This window comes from Streptomyces sp. ActVer, assembly GCF_027270795.1.
Lineage (GTDB): Bacteria > Actinomycetota > Actinomycetes > Streptomycetales > Streptomycetaceae > Streptomyces > Streptomyces umbrinus_A.
The window spans coordinates 1-17,572 of sequence record NZ_JAPWHT010000002.1 but is presented as its reverse complement, the minus strand read 5'-3'; the positions used below and the strand labels follow the sequence as shown (position 1 = coordinate 17,572).

Genomic DNA, 17,572 nt, shown 5'->3' with positions numbered 1-17,572 from the left:
CTTGAGGACGCACCTGAACGGCGCGCAAACGGGCTCAGCAGCCATGGGCCGGATTGCACAGGGGCAGTAATCCTGTCGTCCACACGCCGTCAAAACACTTTGCTCCGGCCAGGCGGCCACGCTCGCCATTACGTCGGACCTGGGTTCCTCCCGCAGTCACCCGGGGTTGAGGGCGCAAAGTGCCGTTGGGCACGCGTGATGCAGAACTGCCGTTCCTCCTATGGGGCGCAGTGGGCGGCAGCACTGGGGCGCACCCATCAGGAGCCGGACATGACACTCGACAGGGACATCGCCAAACTCGCACGCCGCATCCAGCACGTGTCCGGGAACACCATCCCCTTCCAGAAGGCACGGCCGACCGCCGCGCGTGAGTTGGGCGGACTGCCCGTTCACACCATGCCGGACGCGGAGCGGATCCCCCTCCGCGTCCGGTACACCGGGGAGAGCAAGGACGCCGCCCGATCCGCGATCAGCGGCGGCGTTCATGGGCTGGGTCCGGATCACTGCTCGGACGAACAGCGGGCCTTCCTGGCCCTGCTGGCGCTCGCGCTTTTCAACGGCAACGTGTACACCGGTCCGACGGCGAGATGGAATTACTCGGTTGTCGCCTCGTACGACCCGGTGATGTCGCCCCGCCGTGACCAGTTGGTGATCGTGGCGGAACGAGCCCCGGAGAACGTGGCCACCCGCCTGCTTGCCACTGAGAAGTCCGCCTCACGCGGCGTCCCCGGCCTACGGTACGAGGACAGCCACACGTGCCACGAGCAGCACTCCATCTGCCTGCGTCATCTGCCCACTGGTGCACTGCTGACCATCACCGGTGACCCGGCCGCATGTGAACACGGCAACAGGCGCAGTCTCGCTCCCCGGTACCGCTATCTCACCGTCCACCACGACCTCACCGCAGACGAGCGCCGTGCACTGGTTGCGATCCCTCCGATCTCGCGCGACGCCACCACCCTGCTGGCTGGTCTCGTCTCCCGCTACAACCTGGTGGACCGACGCGGTCGCTGGGCGACCAGTCTGTCCTGGGATCCTCTGGAGCGCCCCGGAGTCGAACGCAGGAGAGAACCGGATGTGATCCGGCACGGTGCCATACGCCAACTTTGGGGCGCCAGGGACTCGTGGGCCCTCCGTTGGACCGGCTATCCCGAACCCCGCGACCTGGCTCTGGCCCTTACCCACAGGGAGGCCGGGATCAAGGGCGCGGAGTTCACCCGCCATGGTGACGCCTACCGGGTAGTGCTGGGCACTTCCTCGCTCGACCTGTGCGACGGCAGGAGCTGATCCGTGCCGTTTCTCACCGAACACCCGGGATCCGCACCCGTGCTGGTGACCGCCATCGTCCTGGGAGTCCTCCGTTTCACGTTCCCGAAGGACTCTCGACACCGCTTGGAGTTGTGGAAGGCGGTCCTCGAACACCGGCGCCGGCGCTGGCAGGTGACGGAGCGCCGCCGTGCGGCTGGAAGGCCCGAAAGGACTGACCACCCGGACCCAGCAGCGGAAGCGCCGGAGCTGAACACCACGCCGACAGCCGACTCTTGATCCATTGAATACGGCCGAGCAGGCGCCCTGAGTAGCCATCGGCAAGGGGCTGGCCGTCCAGCCCTGCCTCCTGCCGGTGCGGCGCTAAATCGATGCTCCGGTCGCTACTCCCAACAGCGTGAGTGCCAGGAAGACCGTGCCCCAGGCCAGTGCGAGGCGTATGCAGCGGTACTTGGTCCAGACGGTCTGGGACAGGACCGCCAGTTGGCTCAGGTCCCGGGACACGGGGTCGGTGCGGCGGACCGTCCGCTCAAGATGTGCGACCGACAGCGCCAGCCTCGCGTCGCCGAAGTAGTGAGAGCGGGTGCGGCGGGGATTTCCAAGTCGCGGGGTCACGGCCAGGCCCAGTAGGACGAGTGCCGGTACGCAGGCTGCGCAGCCCGCCCAAAGGAGGAGCTGCGGGACGACGGGGTACTGTCGCGGGGCGATCAGGCCGCTGCCGATCACACCGAGCAGGGCGGTCAGGGCCGCGCTCAACGAGGCCAGCATGAGGCCGGCCTTGTTGTCGGCCCTCACCAGTTCCTCACGAGCCTCGGACAGCAGCACCCTGGCGAGTTCCGCGCCGCGGTCGGTTGCGGTGTCGCTTTCCGGGCCCGTGTCAGCGTCGCCTCCGGGCGTGGTCATATCTCCCCCTCCTTCTCGTCGATGCCAGAGGCCGCCCCGAGGTGTGGGGCGGCCGTGGTGGGGAGTTCCTGGGGCAGGTGGGTTCGTCAGACCGTCGACGAGCGACGGATCTCGTCCTCCAGCGTGTTCACCGCCTGCCGGACCCGGATGTTCATGGCCGCTGTGTGTTCGCGGAACGCCGCCTCCGACTCGGCGCGGTGGCGCCGAACCTCCTGTTCGATGGTGTCCTGAGCGATTTCGAGGTTCGCCAGGGCCCGACGCTCAGCGATCCGGACCTCCTCGCCGTGGATCTTGACCGCGCTGTTGCTCTCACTGGTGAGCATCCGGTCGTACGCGGTCTCGCCGCTCAGGTACTTCACCAGCACCGGGAGCACGTCGAGCAGTACGAACAGCACGCGGACCAGCCAGATGCCCACGAACAGCACCGGGTTTCCGCTCGCGAGTTCATCGAGCGCCCGGATCCGTTCCAGGACACCGATCTCCTTCTGCTTGGCTCGCTCCTCGGCCAGCCGCCGCTCGATGCCGTCGGCCCGGGTCTTGAGGAACGCGCCGCGTGACGTGGTCAGTTCGCCCTCGATCTTCGAGACGCGGCTGTTCATACCGGCGAGTCGCTTCTCGTTCTCGCTGGTGCGGTGGGTGCTCCGGTAGTCCTGTGCCTTGTCGCGCAGACGCAGACACTCGGAAGTCCGCTGGTACAGGCCGGTGGCAGCTATGCGGACCAGCCTGCGGCACTCGTCCCGTACCTCGGAGTCGATGGCCTCGAGCCTCGTGCTGTCCCGGTCCACCCGCTTCTGCAGTGCGCCGGCGTCCGAGCGCAAGGCAGCCAGTTCCTCGGCCCGTTCGCCGGGCGTCGCGCCGAAGGACAGAACATACGTCCTGTCGCAGCGCTCAGGGGTGACGGTCTGCGTAGTGGACGGTACGGGGTTGCAGCGGACCAGGTTCGTACGCAACTGGTCGATGGCGTCCGTACGTTCGTCTGCGACACGTTCCTCGATGGCTGTCTGGAAGATGCGCAGCACCAGCGGCTCCGCAATCACCACTCCGAGCATCAGCGCGATCAGCAGACGCATGACGAGAGGGCCCACCCGTCGCCGCGCATTCGGCTGAGGAGTGACCAGCCAGCGGTCGAGGTTGAGCACGAACAGCATCCAGATGACCGTCGGGACCAGGGCCACGACGGAGACCCTGCCGAGCGCCTCGGTCGCGAAGTTCCACATCGAGAACGCCGCGATGACGGAAGTGCCGAGCACCACTCCGCCAAGGGCCGTGTACTTGCTCCGCTCGTACCCGACCTTGGCCAACAGCTCCTCGTCGACGCCGGTCAGGGCACGCAGCCCTCGTGCGGCGTCGAGGCCGACGGGGCGGCGGGTGGTGCGGGCAGGCCCATCCCCCGCGGCGCGGCCAGTGGCCCCGGCGTTCGCGGTACGAGAGGCAGCCCCATCACCAGTGCTCTGGCCATCCGTCGTGTCGGAGACCGTCACATGGTTCGTCCGGAAGTCAGTCAACGAGATCGTCCTCGTCCTTGACGAAACCACCCTGCGGATCGCGCGAGCCGTCCCGGCCCGCTGCTGTGCGGCCGTTCCGTGACGGTCCCGACTCCACCATTCGGGTTCCGGCGCCGCCGACACCGGGGGTCGTCTGGCCGCCGGTTTCCCGCAGGACCTGCTCCAGGACCTGGTGGTAGTCGACGTACTCACTACCGCCCATCTGCCGCAGCAGCGTCAACAGCATGTCGCGGCGCATCTGCGCATCCGCCGTCTCCCGCGCCTGCTCGTGATCCCGCTCCGACGTCTCGGCCTTGTGGCGGCGGGTCGACTCCTCGTCGGTGAGCCGATGGATGCGAGCCGCCACCTCAGTGACGTCGATTTCCTTCCGGGCGATGCCGAAGGCGTCCACATGGTCGGATCCCTGGGAGAGCAGCTCCGCGATCCTGAGTGCGTCCTGGGCCTCGAAGTCGCGCTGTCCCCGCTGGAGTTCCCAGGACCGCCGCTCGTCTCTCAGCTTCTGCTCCCAGTCCCGCAGGTTGTCCGACGCGTGCACCTCGGCACTGACGAACTCGACGCTCATGCCTGTGACGCGCGGCGGCACGATCGCGCTGTAGGCGGTCATGCGGTGGCTGACCTCGGTACGCACCGCGTTGATCTCCTCGACGCGGTGCCCGGCGCTCACCCTCGGCAGGTCGCTGTCACCCATCAGATAGGCACACAGGGGGACGGTGACATCGACAATGCCCTGCCGTGCGATGACCGTCGGATCGGTCACCTGGCAGGTGAAGGACGCCCGCATGGTGAAGTTGTCCGCCTCGCTCACCGACGGTAGCGGGCGCTCCACATTGACCAGGCGCGCACGGGTGTCGACCAGGCTGACCGAGGAGGCGTCGAGCACGTCGGGGTGAGAGGGGTCGAACACCATGCCCTCGGGGAACGTGCGGTAGTTTCCGCCGACCCTCAAGACGTAGACGGCGCCGGGCGGCAGCGGCGGCACATCCTCGCGGCGGCGGCGCCGAGACCACCAGGTGCCCTGCACCGTGGCCAGTATGTGCTCGGCAATGACCGGGTAGTTCACTTGCTTCGGCCTCCTTGAGAGAAAGGGAAAGGAGCGGTGGGCATGAGGGACGCGGTGGAGCGCCGGAAGTCCTTCGGCGCCCGGCCCCGCAGCGATCCGAGGAGCACCTGCGCCAGCCGGTGGGCGCCGGGGATCGCGTAGTCGGGGTGTTTCAGAGCGATGGACAGGTGGTGGCACAGCGCCGCCCACTGTCGTCGGTTCATGGTGTTCCGCATGGCTTCGCCGAGTTCGCGCACCGCGGCCGTGACGGACGGTTCGTCCCGCAACTGCACCAGCGTCCGGCACAGCGCACTGACCGCCCGGCTCCGGTTGCCGCTGTGCAGGACATCCGCCCACAGGGACCCGAGATGGCGGGCGCTGTCCGGGACGGTGCGCAGGAGTGCCGCGGTGATGGGCTCAGGAGCCTCCAGCCGGGGGGCCTCCAGGAGTTGGACGGTGGTCCGCAGCGCGATCGACCGCTCCTGGGTTCCCGGCGCCGCCTTGGCTGTCACGGTCCGTACGTACCGCAGGATGAACAGGGCGCGTTCGGAGTCGTGTTCGGCGGTCTGCAGCAGCAGGACCAGCGAACGCCGGGCAGAGAACGCGATCCGCTCGCCGCGCTGTGTCAGGAACCAGAGCCAGTTGAGCGCCTCCAGGCGGTAGAGGGAGCCCAGGCGGCCCGTCAGCGCCATGGCCGCCGTCACGGCACGGCCCTGGCCTCTGTTGTCCACCCAGCTCAGGGCGATGTTCCGGGCCTGCGGCGCGAGATGCTCGATGTCGCACATGAACTGGAGCGTCAGCGCTGCGGTCACTCGCTGACTGGTGAGTCCTTCGGACCACACCTGCAGCAGGTTCTCGTCGACCTCCGCCAGGGCGTTCCGGGCCAGGATCGCGACTCCACGGGCCACCTCCGTACGGGTGTCCAGGTCACCCAGCAGGGCCAACTCACCCAGCCACTGGCGCAGCGGGTACCAGAGCTCGTAGCCGTACAGATCGTGCAGCTCCGCGATGACGAGCTCGCGGACACGCGGCGAGGTGAAGACCAGGCGACGCTCGCTGCGGCCGGCATCCCGGCCCGGTCCGGGACGGTGCTCAGTCGTCACAAACCCCACCGCCCGTGCCTTCCACCGGGCCCTCGACTGCTGGGCCACCGCACCGTGCAACGGCGTTCCGGCCCCGCCGTCCGGCTGCGCGAGCGGCGTCTCGCCACTCTGCTCCCAGTTGCGCACATGGGTGACCAGTGCGGCGCACTCCTTCTCGAACGTCCGCTCCGGGATGCCCTCCAGAAAGGCCAGGGCCGCGAGCGGGAGCAGGTCGTCCGCAACCGGCTGTTTACGGAAGAACTCCTGGACCAGCTCCTGATGGCGGTCCCGCAGGGTATCCAGCGCCGCCTCCGCACCCTCACGGGACAGAGCTACGGCAGCGGCGACGATGTCCGCCGGACGCCGCTGCTCGCTGACCCGCTCCAGCACCTCCTGCTCGGTGTCCGGCGCGAGGACGGCGTGCGGCAGTTGCTTCCTGCAGTGCTCGAACAGCTCCACAGGATCCGGGGCCTGCCACGACACACAGTGGTCCTGCAGCGCAAGCCGCCGACGGGTCGTGTCGCCCGCCGTGATCACCAGGTACGACCCCTTGCGGCGCAGTTCCTCGCTCAACCGCCCAATCGCGTACGCCTGCACCGCCTCGACGTGCAGCTCGCCGACGTAGTCGAGGATGACGTACCCCTGCCCCGCCTCAAGGTCCTTCGACGCGGCCAGCTCGGCGAGGGCGTTGGCGGGTGACAGGCTCCGCAGCTTGGCCTTCTTGCCCAGAGTCTCCCTGAGCACGGCCAGAGAGCCGGCGCCCCGGCCACAGCTGTTCTGGCCGGTCAGCACCACGAGACCGTTCGCACGCAGCTTGCCCAACGCGTCGTCGAAGCAGGGCTGCGGGGGCACATAGAACCGCAGTGCCCGGTCGGCCTCCTCGGGTTCGATGGTGCCGGGTGCGAGTCCCGGGGACGAGGTGGCGCCGAAGCCGAACGCCGCTCCAGAGGCATCGACGACGCCGTAGAAGTTGTTGTTGACGAGCTGGTGGACACGGCGGAGGTCGTCGTAGCCGCGGTCGTCCTCCTCCCGTTCGTCCGGCTTCTCACGCTGCTCGGCGGCCTTGTCCGGGCCCGAGTCCTCGTCTCCCGCCTCCGGCGCGCTCTCGTCGTCCGGCACAAGCGCCTCGGGAGCAGAGACGGGCGTTACGTCCAGCCCGTCGCCCGGGTCCTCGTCATCAGCCACCGGTGCTCCCGAAGCCGAAGACGGCTCCCCGCGCGTCGACAGGGCCGGCCATGTTGGTGACGTTGATGTTGTCGCCCCGGTACTCGTTGCTAATGCCGCTCCCGCCGCCGGTCACACCCGTGGCGGCCGGCTCCGGCCGGTCCGCCGCGGGCTCCCCCGACACCGGGGCCGCGTGCTTCCCCCACTGCGCGGCCCCGGGCTCGCTGGAGGCCGCTGCCGGTGCGCCGTGCTCAGGCACGCGCAGCCAGGCCGTGGCCTCGTACTCCTTCACCTGGACGGTCACGCGGCTGAAGTCCTCGCTGGACAACGTCGTGTGACCGCCCGCCACTATGGACCGGAAGACGTCGTCGGACAGCAGCAGCGCCAGCTCGGCGCCGGGGTGCGCGGCCAGGGCGTCGTACAGCGGACGTGCGTTGAGTAGACGCGCGGTGGCCACCACGGCCGCACCGGCGAAGCCGTTGTCCGCCAGTTGTACCAGTCCCTGATGGATGACGGCCCGCAGCCGCATCCGGGCCTCGGGAACCCGCTGGGCGTTGTACTCGCCCAGCTCGGCGACGAGATGGCGGACGTAGTCATCGACCAGGCGCGGTTCGGTGCCGTCGACGGGCCGGACCGCCAACTGCTCGTCACCTTTGCGTTGGATGTGCCACTGCGTGCGGTCCAGTCCGGCGCCCTTGGCTGCGCTGTCGAGGAGCCGCGGCAGATCGTGCTGGATTTCGGACTGCCTACGGTCGTTCTTGCTTCCGTAGGCCTGAGCGTCCACGGCTATACAGGTGCAGGGATAGAAATCAGGCCACGCAGCCACCCGATCATTTCCTCTCTGGGCAGGTGATGGGCAGACACTGCCCATGAACTGATGCCCGAGAGGCTAGGAGAGACCGCGCGAAGTGATCCCGTATCAGTACGGGTTGTCGGCAACGACTTTGGCGAATTCGAGCAGTTTCGGAACGTCACAGATGGTTATGCTTCGGTAACTGCGTTCCACCAGTCCCTGCGCTGTCAGCGTGGCCAGGCTCTTTTCAGCTGTGTTGAGCTTCAGACCGGCCAGTGACGCGATTTCCTTCTGGGTCAGCGTCACACCGAGGTCACATCGCCTGCCGTCGCCGTCCGCAACGGGCTGGGCGTAGGCCTGACACAACTCGGCCAGGACCCGGGCCAGCCGGGTCAGCGAGTCGTAGGCCTGAAAATCGATCCGGCGCCGGTTGGCCCAGCGAAGCCGGGCGCACAGCATGTGGAGGATGGCCCGCATGGCGTCCGGATGACGGGTCAGGAAGGTCTCCAGCGCCCGCACCTGGATGATCCGCGCGCTCACATCACTGCACGCGACCACTGTGCCGGACCTGGGACGTTCCTCGAAGGCCGCCATCTCGCCAACCAGGTCACCCGCCACACGGACGGCGAGCAGCATGTCGTAGCCACTCTCCGCGCTGGCGACGACCTTCACGACACCACTCGTGATCAACAGGACGTGCCGACTCCCGTCGCCCTGCTGCAACAACGCACGATGCGGCGGATAGCTGATCGGGGTGCCCTGCCCCAGGAGTTCTTCACGTGTCGTATTTCGCAACCGACCGAGAAAGGTGGACGGCGGCCACGCGTGATTCACCAGCACCCCCGAAGGTCTCACTCCGCGACGCAACGCGCCGTTCAAGTGCCTGACCATGCTGCCGTGGAGCCGTCATCCGGCAAACAGGCAGGACGGGATGTGGCCTGTTTCCTCGCCTTATAACCAGAATTGACCGAACGAGCGTTCTTTACAGGAGCAATTGCCTCTTTGGAGGATCGACTCGGTTGTCCGGCTTGAGGTCGGGCGGGATGCGAGCACCACCCCTACCACGCCGGGTTCCACAGCTCCGACAGGGGTGGTGCTCGCACAGAGACAGGGAGTTGCTGGTCGGCCGAGGTTCGGTCAGGGCAGCGAGCCGGAGGATCAGATCGGGACCGCCACCCCCGTGAACGTCGTCTCCGGGGTCTGGGGGCTGGTGAAGCGGGCGTTGACGAGGTAGAGGCGGTTGGCGAAGCGGGCCGCGGTGGTGGGGACGTCGAAGCGGGGGTCCGTGATCGTGCCGGTCAGGGTGGCTGTCGTGGCCTTGGAGTCGAGGTGGAACACGCTGATGAGGTTCAGGCGGTTCTGGACCACGTACAGGGTGCGGCCGATGCGGTAGAGGCCGTCGCCGTTGACGACGCTGGTCGCGCCGACCAGGGTGATCTTGGTGGCGTGGCCCGTCCTGAGGTTCACGTTGTGGAGCTCGCCCGGGGTGCTCTTGACGACGATCAGGGCGCGGCCGTCGGGCGTGCCGACGATGCCGTTCGCGTTGTTGACGTCGGGGAGCTGGACCCAGTCGCCGGTCAGGGGCAGGGTCCGTACGGTTCCGGCTCGGCCTCGCGGTACTCCGTAGAGCGCGGCGGCGCGTGAGTCGGTGAACCAGGCGCGGTCGCCGAGGAGCGTGACGTCGTTGATGAAGTGGCCGGTCGGTTCCGACAGTTGGTGTGTTGCGACCACTTCGCCCGTGCGGGAGTCATGGGTACGGGCCACACCTGTGTTGCCTGCCACGTACAGCAGGCCGTCGTCGTCGAGCTTCAGGCCGACGGCCACCAGGCCGGTGCCGCCCGTGAAGAGGATCCTGCCTTCGCCGGTGCGCAGGTCGGTGCGGTAGAGGGCTCCGTTGGCACGCGAGCCCATGTACGCGTACGGCTTTCTGCCGATGGCTATGCCCTCGGGGAGGAAGCCGTTGGGGAGCGGGAACTCGGTCGGCCACGTGGCGCCAGCGGTGGTTCCGCCGGTGGTGGTCGCGGTCCTGGTGCCGGTGGCTGCGTTCGCCGCACCTGCGCCTGCGCCCGTCGCCACCGCGAACGCGGCGAGGGCGGCGCCGCCCAGGAGGGCGCGTCGGTTGGGGTGGGAGTGCGGGTGCGGGTGACTGCGGGTCATGGTTGCGGGCCTCCGGGAAGAGTGGGTGAGAGCCTTCAACTCGCTCATCCTGGACCACAGTTGACCGCCCCTCCCCCGTACGTCGGCTATCGACAGAGGATCGACAGGTTCCACGGCGGCGTCGGCGGCCTACGTCCGGGTCAGCCGTTCCAGCTCTCGTCGTACGGGTCACGCGGTGCCTTGACCGGCTTCAGCTCGGTGACGTGGCGGAACGGGATGATGCCGTCGTTCACCGGGTCCTTGGTCTGCTTGGCGGTGTACGTGCCGGTTGCCTCCAGCCAGGTGTCCGGTCGCAGGACCGGAGGGATCCGGCCGGTCAGGCCGATCTTCACCGGCTGGGCGTCGGCTGCACAGCAACTGAGCGCCATACGGACCAGGTACGGGGTGCCGTCACGATCAAGATCGCCAGCAGGCCGGCGATCTTGATGTGGCGGTGGTCGAGGGAACGGCCGTGGTCGTACGCCGCCCGGCCCGCGTAGTCGACGAGTTTGAGCCGGACCGTGCCTCCGGCAGGGAGGTCCGCGAAGCCCCTGGGCTGCTTCTGCAGGGCCGTGCCGGTGCGCATCGCGCTGTAGGAGCCGAGGGCCGGCGGGGCCACGAGGATGAGGGCGAGGAGAGGGAGGACCAGGAGCCAGGAGATACGGGGTTCGCGGTGGGCGTGGGCATCGGCGTCGGCATGCGTGAACACGGTCATCCAGCTCTGCATCACCGGCGCGGACAGCGCCCCGCGGATCGGGCCCTGGAGCACGATCCCCACGAGCAGCAGGATGATCAGGACGAGGGGCGAGTTGAACTGCCAGCCCCGCGGTTCGCTCGGCTCGGCGTCCTCAACCCTGGGCGGTGCCGTGTCGGTTGTGGTCACGGGAGAGGTACCTCCGGTAGGGAAGGGCTTCCTGGATGGGTTGCCCTCCACCTTCAGTACGCCCGTTCCGGCACAGCTTCTCATCCCGATGTTCCGGCCGGGCATGCCCGTGTTCCGGCCAGGGCACGCCCGCCTTCCGGCCAAGGCGCGCCCGAGCCATCACTTCCTTCGGCGCAGCGCCCCGATGATCCCGGGAAGCGCACTGCCGAGTGCGACCACCGCCAGCGGGACGAAGACATCGACCCAGGGGTCGCGGATCGGGCGGTACGTGGCGAAGCCCTCCTGGATCTCGATGAATCCGATGGGCTTCGCGCCCGCGCCGCCACCGCCGCCTCCGCCCTCGCCGGTCTTGGCCGCGCCTGCCTCGCGGCCCACGCCGACCCCGAAGCCGAGCCCGACCTTGGCGACGGGGATGACCGTGACGCCGTTCCTCGTCACGGGTTCGCCGTAGACGGCGCTCACCGAGGCACGCCCGCCCAGCTTCTCGGCCAGCCGCTCCAGCAGCGCGACGGCCGGGTTGCCCTTGGGGACATCCGCAGCGAAATCCGTAGGCAGATCCGTGGGTACGCCCTCGGGCGGCCGCGCCGATGTGGTCTCCACCGGCTTCTCCGGCTCCACGGAACTCTCCTGCTTCTCCGGTTGTACGGGCTCGTCCTGGGGCATCACTCGTCACCATCCCTCTGTCGGTACGGTCGGCTCGGGCGGCCAGTGTCCCGCGGAACCCCTGCCTCAACTCCCTTGCGGCAGGCCCCTGTGCAACCGTCCGTGTCGGTGAGGCACTCTGTGCTGTTGTGGCGAGCCTTCCTAATCAGAGCGGGTCGGACGATCGCGGTGCGCACATGGTGGTGTGCGGGGACGATGCCCTCGCGCACCGGCTGGCGGCCGAGTTGCGTGGTGTCTACGGCGAACGGGTGACGCTGGTCGTGCCGTCCGCCGAGGGCACCGTACGGCCACCGGTCGTCGGGCGGGCCCGTGCGTCGGCGCTGCTCGACCGCGTGTCGGCGGCGGTGACCCGGGCGACGGCCAACGGCGGCATCGGCGGCGGTGGCAGTGGCAGTGGCAACAGCGGTGGCACCGGCGGGAACGTGGGCGGCGGCGAGGGCGGCGCGGCCGGCCGGACCGCCGTCTCGTTGACCCGCGGAGCCACCTCGTCGCCCCGGGGAGCCGCGTCGACGAATCGGTCCGCCACCTCCGAGGAGCCGCGCCCCGCCCGGGTGTTGGAGGCCGCCGTCCTGACCGAGGCCGTGCTCGCCGAGGCCGGTGTCGAGCATGCCGCCGCACTCGCCCTCGTCCATGACGACGACGAGACGAACATCCGTGCCGCGCTGATGGCACGCCGCCTCAACCCCCGTCTGCGCCTGGTCGTCCGGCTCTACAACCGCCGTCTCGGCCAGCACATCGAGGCTCTCCTCGACCAGGCCTCCGCCCTGGCCATGGCGGGTATGGCGGACGGAGGAGAGGGCGCCGGAGCGAATACCGGAGGAGACGGCGGAGGAGACGGCAGAGGGAACGGCGGTCCATCCGGGCCCGTACTCCTCGACGCCTCCACGACCGTGCTCTCCGACGCCGACACCGCCGCGCCCGCGCTGGCGGCGACCGCGGTCGCCGGGACCAGCAAGGTCGTACAGACCGACGGGCTGATGCTCCGGGCCGTGGAACGGCAGCCCCCGGGCCCCGGGGAGGTCGCCGACCCGGGCCTGTGCACGCTGGCCCTGCTCTCGGCCACCACCAACGACCCGGCCGGCGCGGACGGTTCGGAGAGCAGCGGTGAGAACGGGCCGCGGCTCCTGCCCGACGAACGCTCCGTGGCCGCCGCGACCGGCCGCGGCACCATCGTCCTGGAGACGGTGTCGTACTCCGGTCCGCCGCTCCCCGCCGGACGCAGTGTCCTGCCCATCGGCAGGCTGTTCTCCCGGCGGCTGCGCTGGTCTTTCGCGGGCCTGGTGGCCTGTGTGGTGGCGCTCGCGGTCGCGTCCATGGTGACGACGGGCGACCATCCGCTGCACGCCACCTATCTGACCCTCCTCGATCTCTTCGCCATCAACGAACCCGCGCTGAAAGAACCCCTCGGCCGCCAGATCCTCCAACTCCTCTCCGGTCTCGTCGGGTTGCTGCTGCTCCCCGTGCTCGTCGCCGCCGTGCTGGAGGGCCTCGGTACGTTCCGCAGCGGGACCGCGCTGCGGAAGCCGCCCCGCGGGCTCTCCGACCACGTCGTGCTCCTCGGACTCGGCAAGATCGGCACACGTGTCCTCGCCCGCCTGCGCGAACTCCACATCCCCGTCGTGTGCGTCGAGGCTGACCCCGAGGCGCGCGGGCTCGCGCTGGCGCGCCGGCTGCGCGTGCCCGTCGTCCTCGGCGACGTCACCCAGGAAGGCGTCCTGGAAGCCGCCAAGATCCACCGCGCGCACGCCCTGCTCGCCCTGACCAGCGCGGACACCACCAACCTGGAAGCCTCCCTGTACGCCAGGTCGGTGCGGCCCGATCTGCGCGTCGTGCTGCGGCTGTACGACGACGACTTCGCCACCGCCGTCTACCGCACCCTGCGCGCCACCCACCCGCACGCGCTCACCCGCAGCCGCAGCGTCTCCCATCTGGCCGCGCCCGCCTTCGCCGGAGCGATGATGGGCCGCCAGATCCTGGGCGCGATCCCGGTCGAACGCCGGGTCCTGCTCTTCGCCGCCCTGGACGTCGCCGGACATCCGCACCTGGAGGGCCGTACGGTCGCCGAGGCGTTCCGCGCGGGAGCGTGGCGGGTGCTCGCCCTGGACAGCGCCTCCCCCGAGGAGCGCCGGCCCGACCTGGCCACCGCCACCGCGCCTGCCCCGGGCTCGCCCGAGCGTCCGTCGGGCCTGGTCTGGGACCTGCCTCCCACCTATGTGCTCGGCTCCGAGGACCGCGTCGTCATCGCGGCCACCCGACGAGGCCTCGCCGAACTGCTGGGACGACGCCCGCGGGACCGTACGGGCGCGTAGTCCCGGGACCGTACGGGCGCGTAGTCCCGGGACCGTACGGGTGTGTGGTCCCGGGTCTGTCCCCGCGGCGCGCGCCGCCCCACAATGGGCCGATGGAATTCGCCGTGTTCGCCTCCCTCCCCGGGCTGGTCATCCTGCTGACGGTCATCGCGTTCGTCGATCAGTTGATGTTGCGGGCCGGGCGGGCCGGGGTACTGCCCTGGCGCAACGGGGCGCGGGTCGGACAGGTGTCGGCCACCGGCTTCGAGCAGCTGCACGGCGCGCTGTCACCGGGCAAGCAGAACGAACTCAAGGAGCGGGAGTCCGCCCTCGTGCTCCGGGACGACGAGGAGGACGGCGCGCCCCCGCACCGGACACGCGTCGACCTGGACAGCGGGGTCGCGGTGGTGGTCATAGGCACGCCGGCCCGGGCCCGGAACGACGGAGACGGCTCGCCTCAGTAGCGCTCCACCGATCAGTAGCGCTCCACCAAGTGCTCGCGCCCCACGGGTGGTTCGTACGGCTCGGGCCAGAAGTCCGTGATCGTCAGCACGCGACCCTCGGCGTCACCCGTGAAGAACGAGATCCCGTACATCTCGTCCAGGCCCACCGTGAAGTGGAGCCAGGTGACGACCTGGCCGGGCTCGGCGACTATGCGCTCGATCCGCAGATGCCAGTCGCCGGGATACTCGCGGTTGAACTCGACATACCTTTCCCGCCCGCTGACGCGCTCGCGCGTCTGGGGAAGGGTGTAGACGACGTCCTCCGCGAGGGTGTCCGCGAAAGCCGTCCAGTTCCTGTCCTCGGCCGCGGCCCAGAAGCTCTCCACTGTTTTGCGCAGATCGGTCGATGAGGTCATGGCGCCATGGTGCACCCGGCCACTGACAATCGGCCCTGACCTGCACGGACCCGGACATTGCCCCTGCCGCCGCGGGCTCGGTCCGCGGAGTTTTCCACAGGCTGAGGACCCCGGGAGCGCATTGTCGTCCGGTGCGGGCAGTATGGGGCCATGACTGAGAGCAACGGGTCCGTCCCGCACGAGGGAAGCATGCCGGACTGGGAAAAGCGCTTCCGGGCGCCGCGGGTGTCCTTGCCGGACTGGGCGGAGGACGCGCCGCACCGGTCCTTGTTCGTGTCGAACGCGACAGGGACGTACGAGTTGTACGCGTGGGACCGCGAGACGGGTGACCAGCGCCAGGTCACGGACCGGCCCAACGGGACCACGGACGGCGTGATGTCGCCGGACGGCGAGTGGATCTGGTGGTTCGACGACAAGGACGGCGACGAGTTCGGGATCTGGCGCCGACAGCCCTTCGCCGGGTCCGCCGGTGAGGACGGCGCGGCCGTTCCCGACGAGTCCGCGGCTCCCGGGCTCGACCCCTCCTATCCGGCGGGGCTCGCGCTCGGCCGGGACGGACGGACGGCGATCGTCGGCCGGTCGACCGACGAGGACGGCTCGACGATCTATGTCAGCCGGACCGGCGAGGACCCCGTCGAGGTCTACCGGCACCGCGAGTCGGCGGGGGTCGGCGATCTCTCGCACGACGGATCGCTGATCGCGATCGAGCACACCGAGCACGGTGACGCGATGCACTCGGCGGTGCGGGTGCTGCGGATGGACGGCTCGGCGGTCGCGGAGCTCGACGACACCAAGGGCGGCACGGCCGAGCTCGGTCTGGAGGTGCTCGGCTTCGCCCCGGTCGACGGGGACACCCGGCTGCTCGTCGGGCATCAGCGGCGCGGCCGCTGGGAGCCGATGGTGTGGGACGCGGCGTCCGGCGAGGAGACGGACCTGGCGCTGGCCGCCCGCCTGGACGGCGACCTGAGCGCCGAGTGGTATCCGGACGGCTCCGCGCTGCTCGTGGTGAACAGCTTCGAGGCGCGCAGCCAGCTGTGGCGGTACGACCTGGCGACCCGCGGCCTGGAGCAGGTGCCGACGCCGAGGGGCACGGTGTCGGGAGCGACGGCCCGCCCGGACGGCAGCGTGGAGTACCTGTGGTCGTCGGCCGCCGAGCCGCCGGTGGTGCGCTCGACGTCCGGCGAGGTCGTCCTCGACCCGCCCGGTATGAAGGCCCCGGCGTCGGTGTCCGTCCAGGACGAGTGGGTGACCGGTCCCGGCGGCCGTATCCACGCCCTCGTCCAGCGGCCGGCCGGGGTGACGGGTCCGCTGCCGACCGTCTTCGACATCCACGGCGGCCCGACCTGGCACGACAGCGACTCGTTCGCGGCGGGCCCGGCGGCCTGGGTGGACCACGGGTACATGGTGGTCCGGGTCAACTACCGCGGCTCCACGGGCTACGGACGCGAGTGGACGGACGCGCTCAAGCACCGCGTCGGCCTGATCGAGCTGGAGGACATCGAAGCCGTACGGGAGTGGGCGGTCTCGTCCGGTCTCGCCGACCCGGACCGGCTGATCCTCACCGGCGGCTCCTGGGGCGGCTATCTCACGCTGCTCGGCGTCGGGATGCAGCCCGAGGCGTGGGCGCTCGGCATCGCCGCGGTGCCGGTCGCGGACTACGTCACGGCGTACCACGACGAGATGGAGGCCCTGAAGGCGATGGACCGCACGCTGCTCGGCGGCACACCGGAGGAGGTCCCGGAGCGCTTCGAGGCCTCGTCCCCGCTGACGTACGTCGACGCGGTGAAGGCCCCGGTCTACATCTCCGCCGGGGTCAACGACCCGCGCTGCCCGATCCGTCAGGTCGAGAACTACGTGACCAGACTCGCCGCGCGCGACGCCGTCCACGAGGTGTACCGCTATGACGCGGGGCACGGTTCGCTGGTCGTGGACGAGCGGATCAAGCAGGTCCGTCTGGAGCTGGACTTCGCGGAGCGACACCTGGGCAAGTGAGCGCACCGGGTCCCCTCGCGGGAGGCTCGGCCAAGAGGCACCCCTCGGCCGAGCCTCCCGCGAGGGCCCCGTACCTTTGAGGTTGTGTACCGGTTCCTGCTGACGCCCCGCTGGTGCGGGATCAACGTCTTCGTGCTGTTGGCCATCCCCTTCTGCATCTACATGGGGTCATGGCAGTTGAGCCGGTTCGAGGACCGGGTCCAGGACCAACGTGACGCGGGCGAGCAGGCCACGGCGGCCAAGACGGATCCGGCGAGGCCGCTCGCCGACCTGCTGCCGGTGGACAAGGAGACGTCGGGCAAGCAGACCACGGCGAAGGGCCGGTACGGGAAGCAGTTGCTCGTGCCGGGCCGGGAGCTGGACGACAAGCGCGGCTTCTACGTTCTGACGTTGCTGCGCACCGACGACGGCAAGGCCCTGCCGGTGGTCCGGGGCTGGCTCCCCGGGGACGCGGCCCCCTCGAAGGCCCCGCCCGCTCCGACCGGCGAGGTCACCGTGGCCGGCGCGCTGCAGGCCTCGGAGACACCGGGTTCGAACGGCGTGCCCGCGGCCGGTGGTCTCCCCGCCGGTCAGACCGGCGCGATCAGCTCGGCGGCGCTGGTGAACCTCGTGCCGTACGACGTGTACGACGCCTGGGTCACTCTCGCCAAGGCCGACTCGGGGATGAAGGCGGTGCCCGCGGCGGCTCCGGCGGACACGGGCCTGGACCTGAGGGCGTTCCAGAACCTGGGCTACACCGGCGAGTGGTTCGTCTTCGCGGGCTTCGTGGTCTTCATGTGGTTCCGGCTGATGCGACGCGAGGTGGAGTTCGCACAGGACGCGGAACTGGGCCTTGTCGAGAGCGACGGCGAGGACGCCGCAACCAACACCGCCCCCGACACCGCCGACAACACGAAGGTGTCGGCCTCTCCCACGGCCTGACAGGGCCTTCATGGGGGCGCGGGGAACGGCGCAATCTTTCAGGGGCGCGGGGAACTGCGCGACCAGCCACAACGCACC

General features: G+C 69.7%; 14 protein-coding genes and 1 pseudogene. 5 read left to right on the top strand and 10 right to left on the bottom strand.

Annotated elements, in window-relative coordinates; all coding sequences use genetic code 11:
• The first annotated feature begins 270 nt into the window (after nt 1-270).
• Nucleotides 271-1,287 carry a hypothetical protein gene (locus O3Q52_RS00605; protein ID WP_269646779.1) on the top strand — a complete coding sequence of 339 codons (1,017 nt, stop codon included), beginning with the start codon at nt 271-273 and terminating at the stop codon, nt 1,285-1,287.
• Nucleotides 1,288-1,629: 342 nt separating this feature from the next.
• Here O3Q52_RS00605 and O3Q52_RS00600 read toward each other — a convergent pair whose 3' ends face one another.
• The 9 genes and pseudogenes from O3Q52_RS00600 to O3Q52_RS00560 form a co-directional block, all read right to left on the bottom strand.
• Nucleotides 1,630-2,169: a Pycsar system effector family protein gene (locus tag O3Q52_RS00600; protein WP_269646778.1), complete on the bottom strand. Its 540-nt coding sequence runs from the start codon at nt 2,167-2,169 to the stop codon at nt 1,630-1,632.
• 86 nt (nt 2,170-2,255) lie between these two features.
• The gene (locus tag O3Q52_RS00595; protein WP_269646777.1) at nt 2,256-3,674 is read right to left on the bottom strand and encodes a DUF4407 domain-containing protein; all 1,419 of its coding nucleotides are present in this window, start codon (nt 3,672-3,674) and stop codon (nt 2,256-2,258) included.
• Nucleotides 3,667-4,734 carry a hypothetical protein gene (locus tag O3Q52_RS00590; protein ID WP_269646776.1) on the bottom strand — a complete coding sequence of 356 codons (1,068 nt, stop codon included), beginning with the start codon at nt 4,732-4,734 and terminating at the stop codon, nt 3,667-3,669. The genes O3Q52_RS00595 and O3Q52_RS00590 overlap by 8 nt, the downstream gene beginning before the upstream one ends.
• Nucleotides 4,731-6,980 carry a hypothetical protein gene (locus O3Q52_RS00585; RefSeq protein ID WP_269646775.1) on the bottom strand — a complete coding sequence of 750 codons (2,250 nt, stop codon included), beginning with the start codon at nt 6,978-6,980 and terminating at the stop codon, nt 4,731-4,733. The genes O3Q52_RS00590 and O3Q52_RS00585 overlap by 4 nt, the downstream gene beginning before the upstream one ends.
• Nucleotides 6,973-7,743 carry a hypothetical protein gene (locus tag O3Q52_RS00580; protein ID WP_269646774.1) on the bottom strand — a complete coding sequence of 257 codons (771 nt, stop codon included), beginning with the start codon at nt 7,741-7,743 and terminating at the stop codon, nt 6,973-6,975. The genes O3Q52_RS00585 and O3Q52_RS00580 overlap by 8 nt, the downstream gene beginning before the upstream one ends.
• A gap of 135 nt (nt 7,744-7,878) precedes the next feature.
• Nucleotides 7,879-8,592 (bottom strand): Crp/Fnr family transcriptional regulator, encoded by a 714-nt coding sequence (locus O3Q52_RS00575; protein WP_269646773.1) that lies wholly within the window; start codon nt 8,590-8,592, stop codon nt 7,879-7,881.
• A 318-nt stretch (nt 8,593-8,910) separates the two neighbouring features.
• Entirely contained in the window at nt 8,911-9,909 is a 999-nt protein-coding gene (locus O3Q52_RS00570) for an SMP-30/gluconolactonase/LRE family protein (protein WP_269646772.1), read from the bottom strand.
• 140 nt (nt 9,910-10,049) lie between these two features.
• Nucleotides 10,050-10,570, bottom strand: a pseudogene (locus tag O3Q52_RS00565) (TIGR03943 family protein); the annotation flags it as partial.
• Nucleotides 10,571-10,930: 360 nt separating this feature from the next.
• Complete coding sequence (locus O3Q52_RS00560) at nt 10,931-11,434, bottom strand: spore germination protein GerW family protein (protein ID WP_269646771.1); 504 nt, start codon at nt 11,432-11,434, stop codon at nt 10,931-10,933.
• 176 nt (nt 11,435-11,610) lie between these two features.
• Between O3Q52_RS00560 and O3Q52_RS00555 the strand changes: the two genes are divergently transcribed.
• Nucleotides 11,611-13,743 carry a TrkA family potassium uptake protein gene (locus O3Q52_RS00555; protein ID WP_269646770.1) on the top strand — a complete coding sequence of 711 codons (2,133 nt, stop codon included), beginning with the start codon at nt 11,611-11,613 and terminating at the stop codon, nt 13,741-13,743.
• A gap of 92 nt (nt 13,744-13,835) precedes the next feature.
• Nucleotides 13,836-14,186, top strand: coding sequence for a DUF6191 domain-containing protein (locus tag O3Q52_RS00550; protein WP_269646769.1), 351 nt, complete (start codon nt 13,836-13,838; stop codon nt 14,184-14,186).
• An 11-nt stretch (nt 14,187-14,197) separates the two neighbouring features.
• On the opposite strand, the gene O3Q52_RS00545 is transcribed toward O3Q52_RS00550, so the two are convergent.
• On the bottom strand, nt 14,198-14,581 hold the full coding sequence (locus tag O3Q52_RS00545) for a nuclear transport factor 2 family protein (RefSeq protein WP_269646768.1): 384 nt from the start codon (nt 14,579-14,581) through the stop codon (nt 14,198-14,200).
• 150 nt (nt 14,582-14,731) lie between these two features.
• Here O3Q52_RS00545 and O3Q52_RS00540 point away from each other — a divergent pair, with 150 nt between their 5' ends.
• The gene (locus O3Q52_RS00540; protein WP_269646767.1) at nt 14,732-16,573 is read left to right on the top strand and encodes a prolyl oligopeptidase family serine peptidase; all 1,842 of its coding nucleotides are present in this window, start codon (nt 14,732-14,734) and stop codon (nt 16,571-16,573) included.
• 84 nt (nt 16,574-16,657) lie between these two features.
• Entirely contained in the window at nt 16,658-17,494 is an 837-nt protein-coding gene (locus tag O3Q52_RS00535; protein WP_269646766.1) for an SURF1 family protein, read from the top strand.
• Nucleotides 17,495-17,572: the final 78 nt, after the last annotated feature.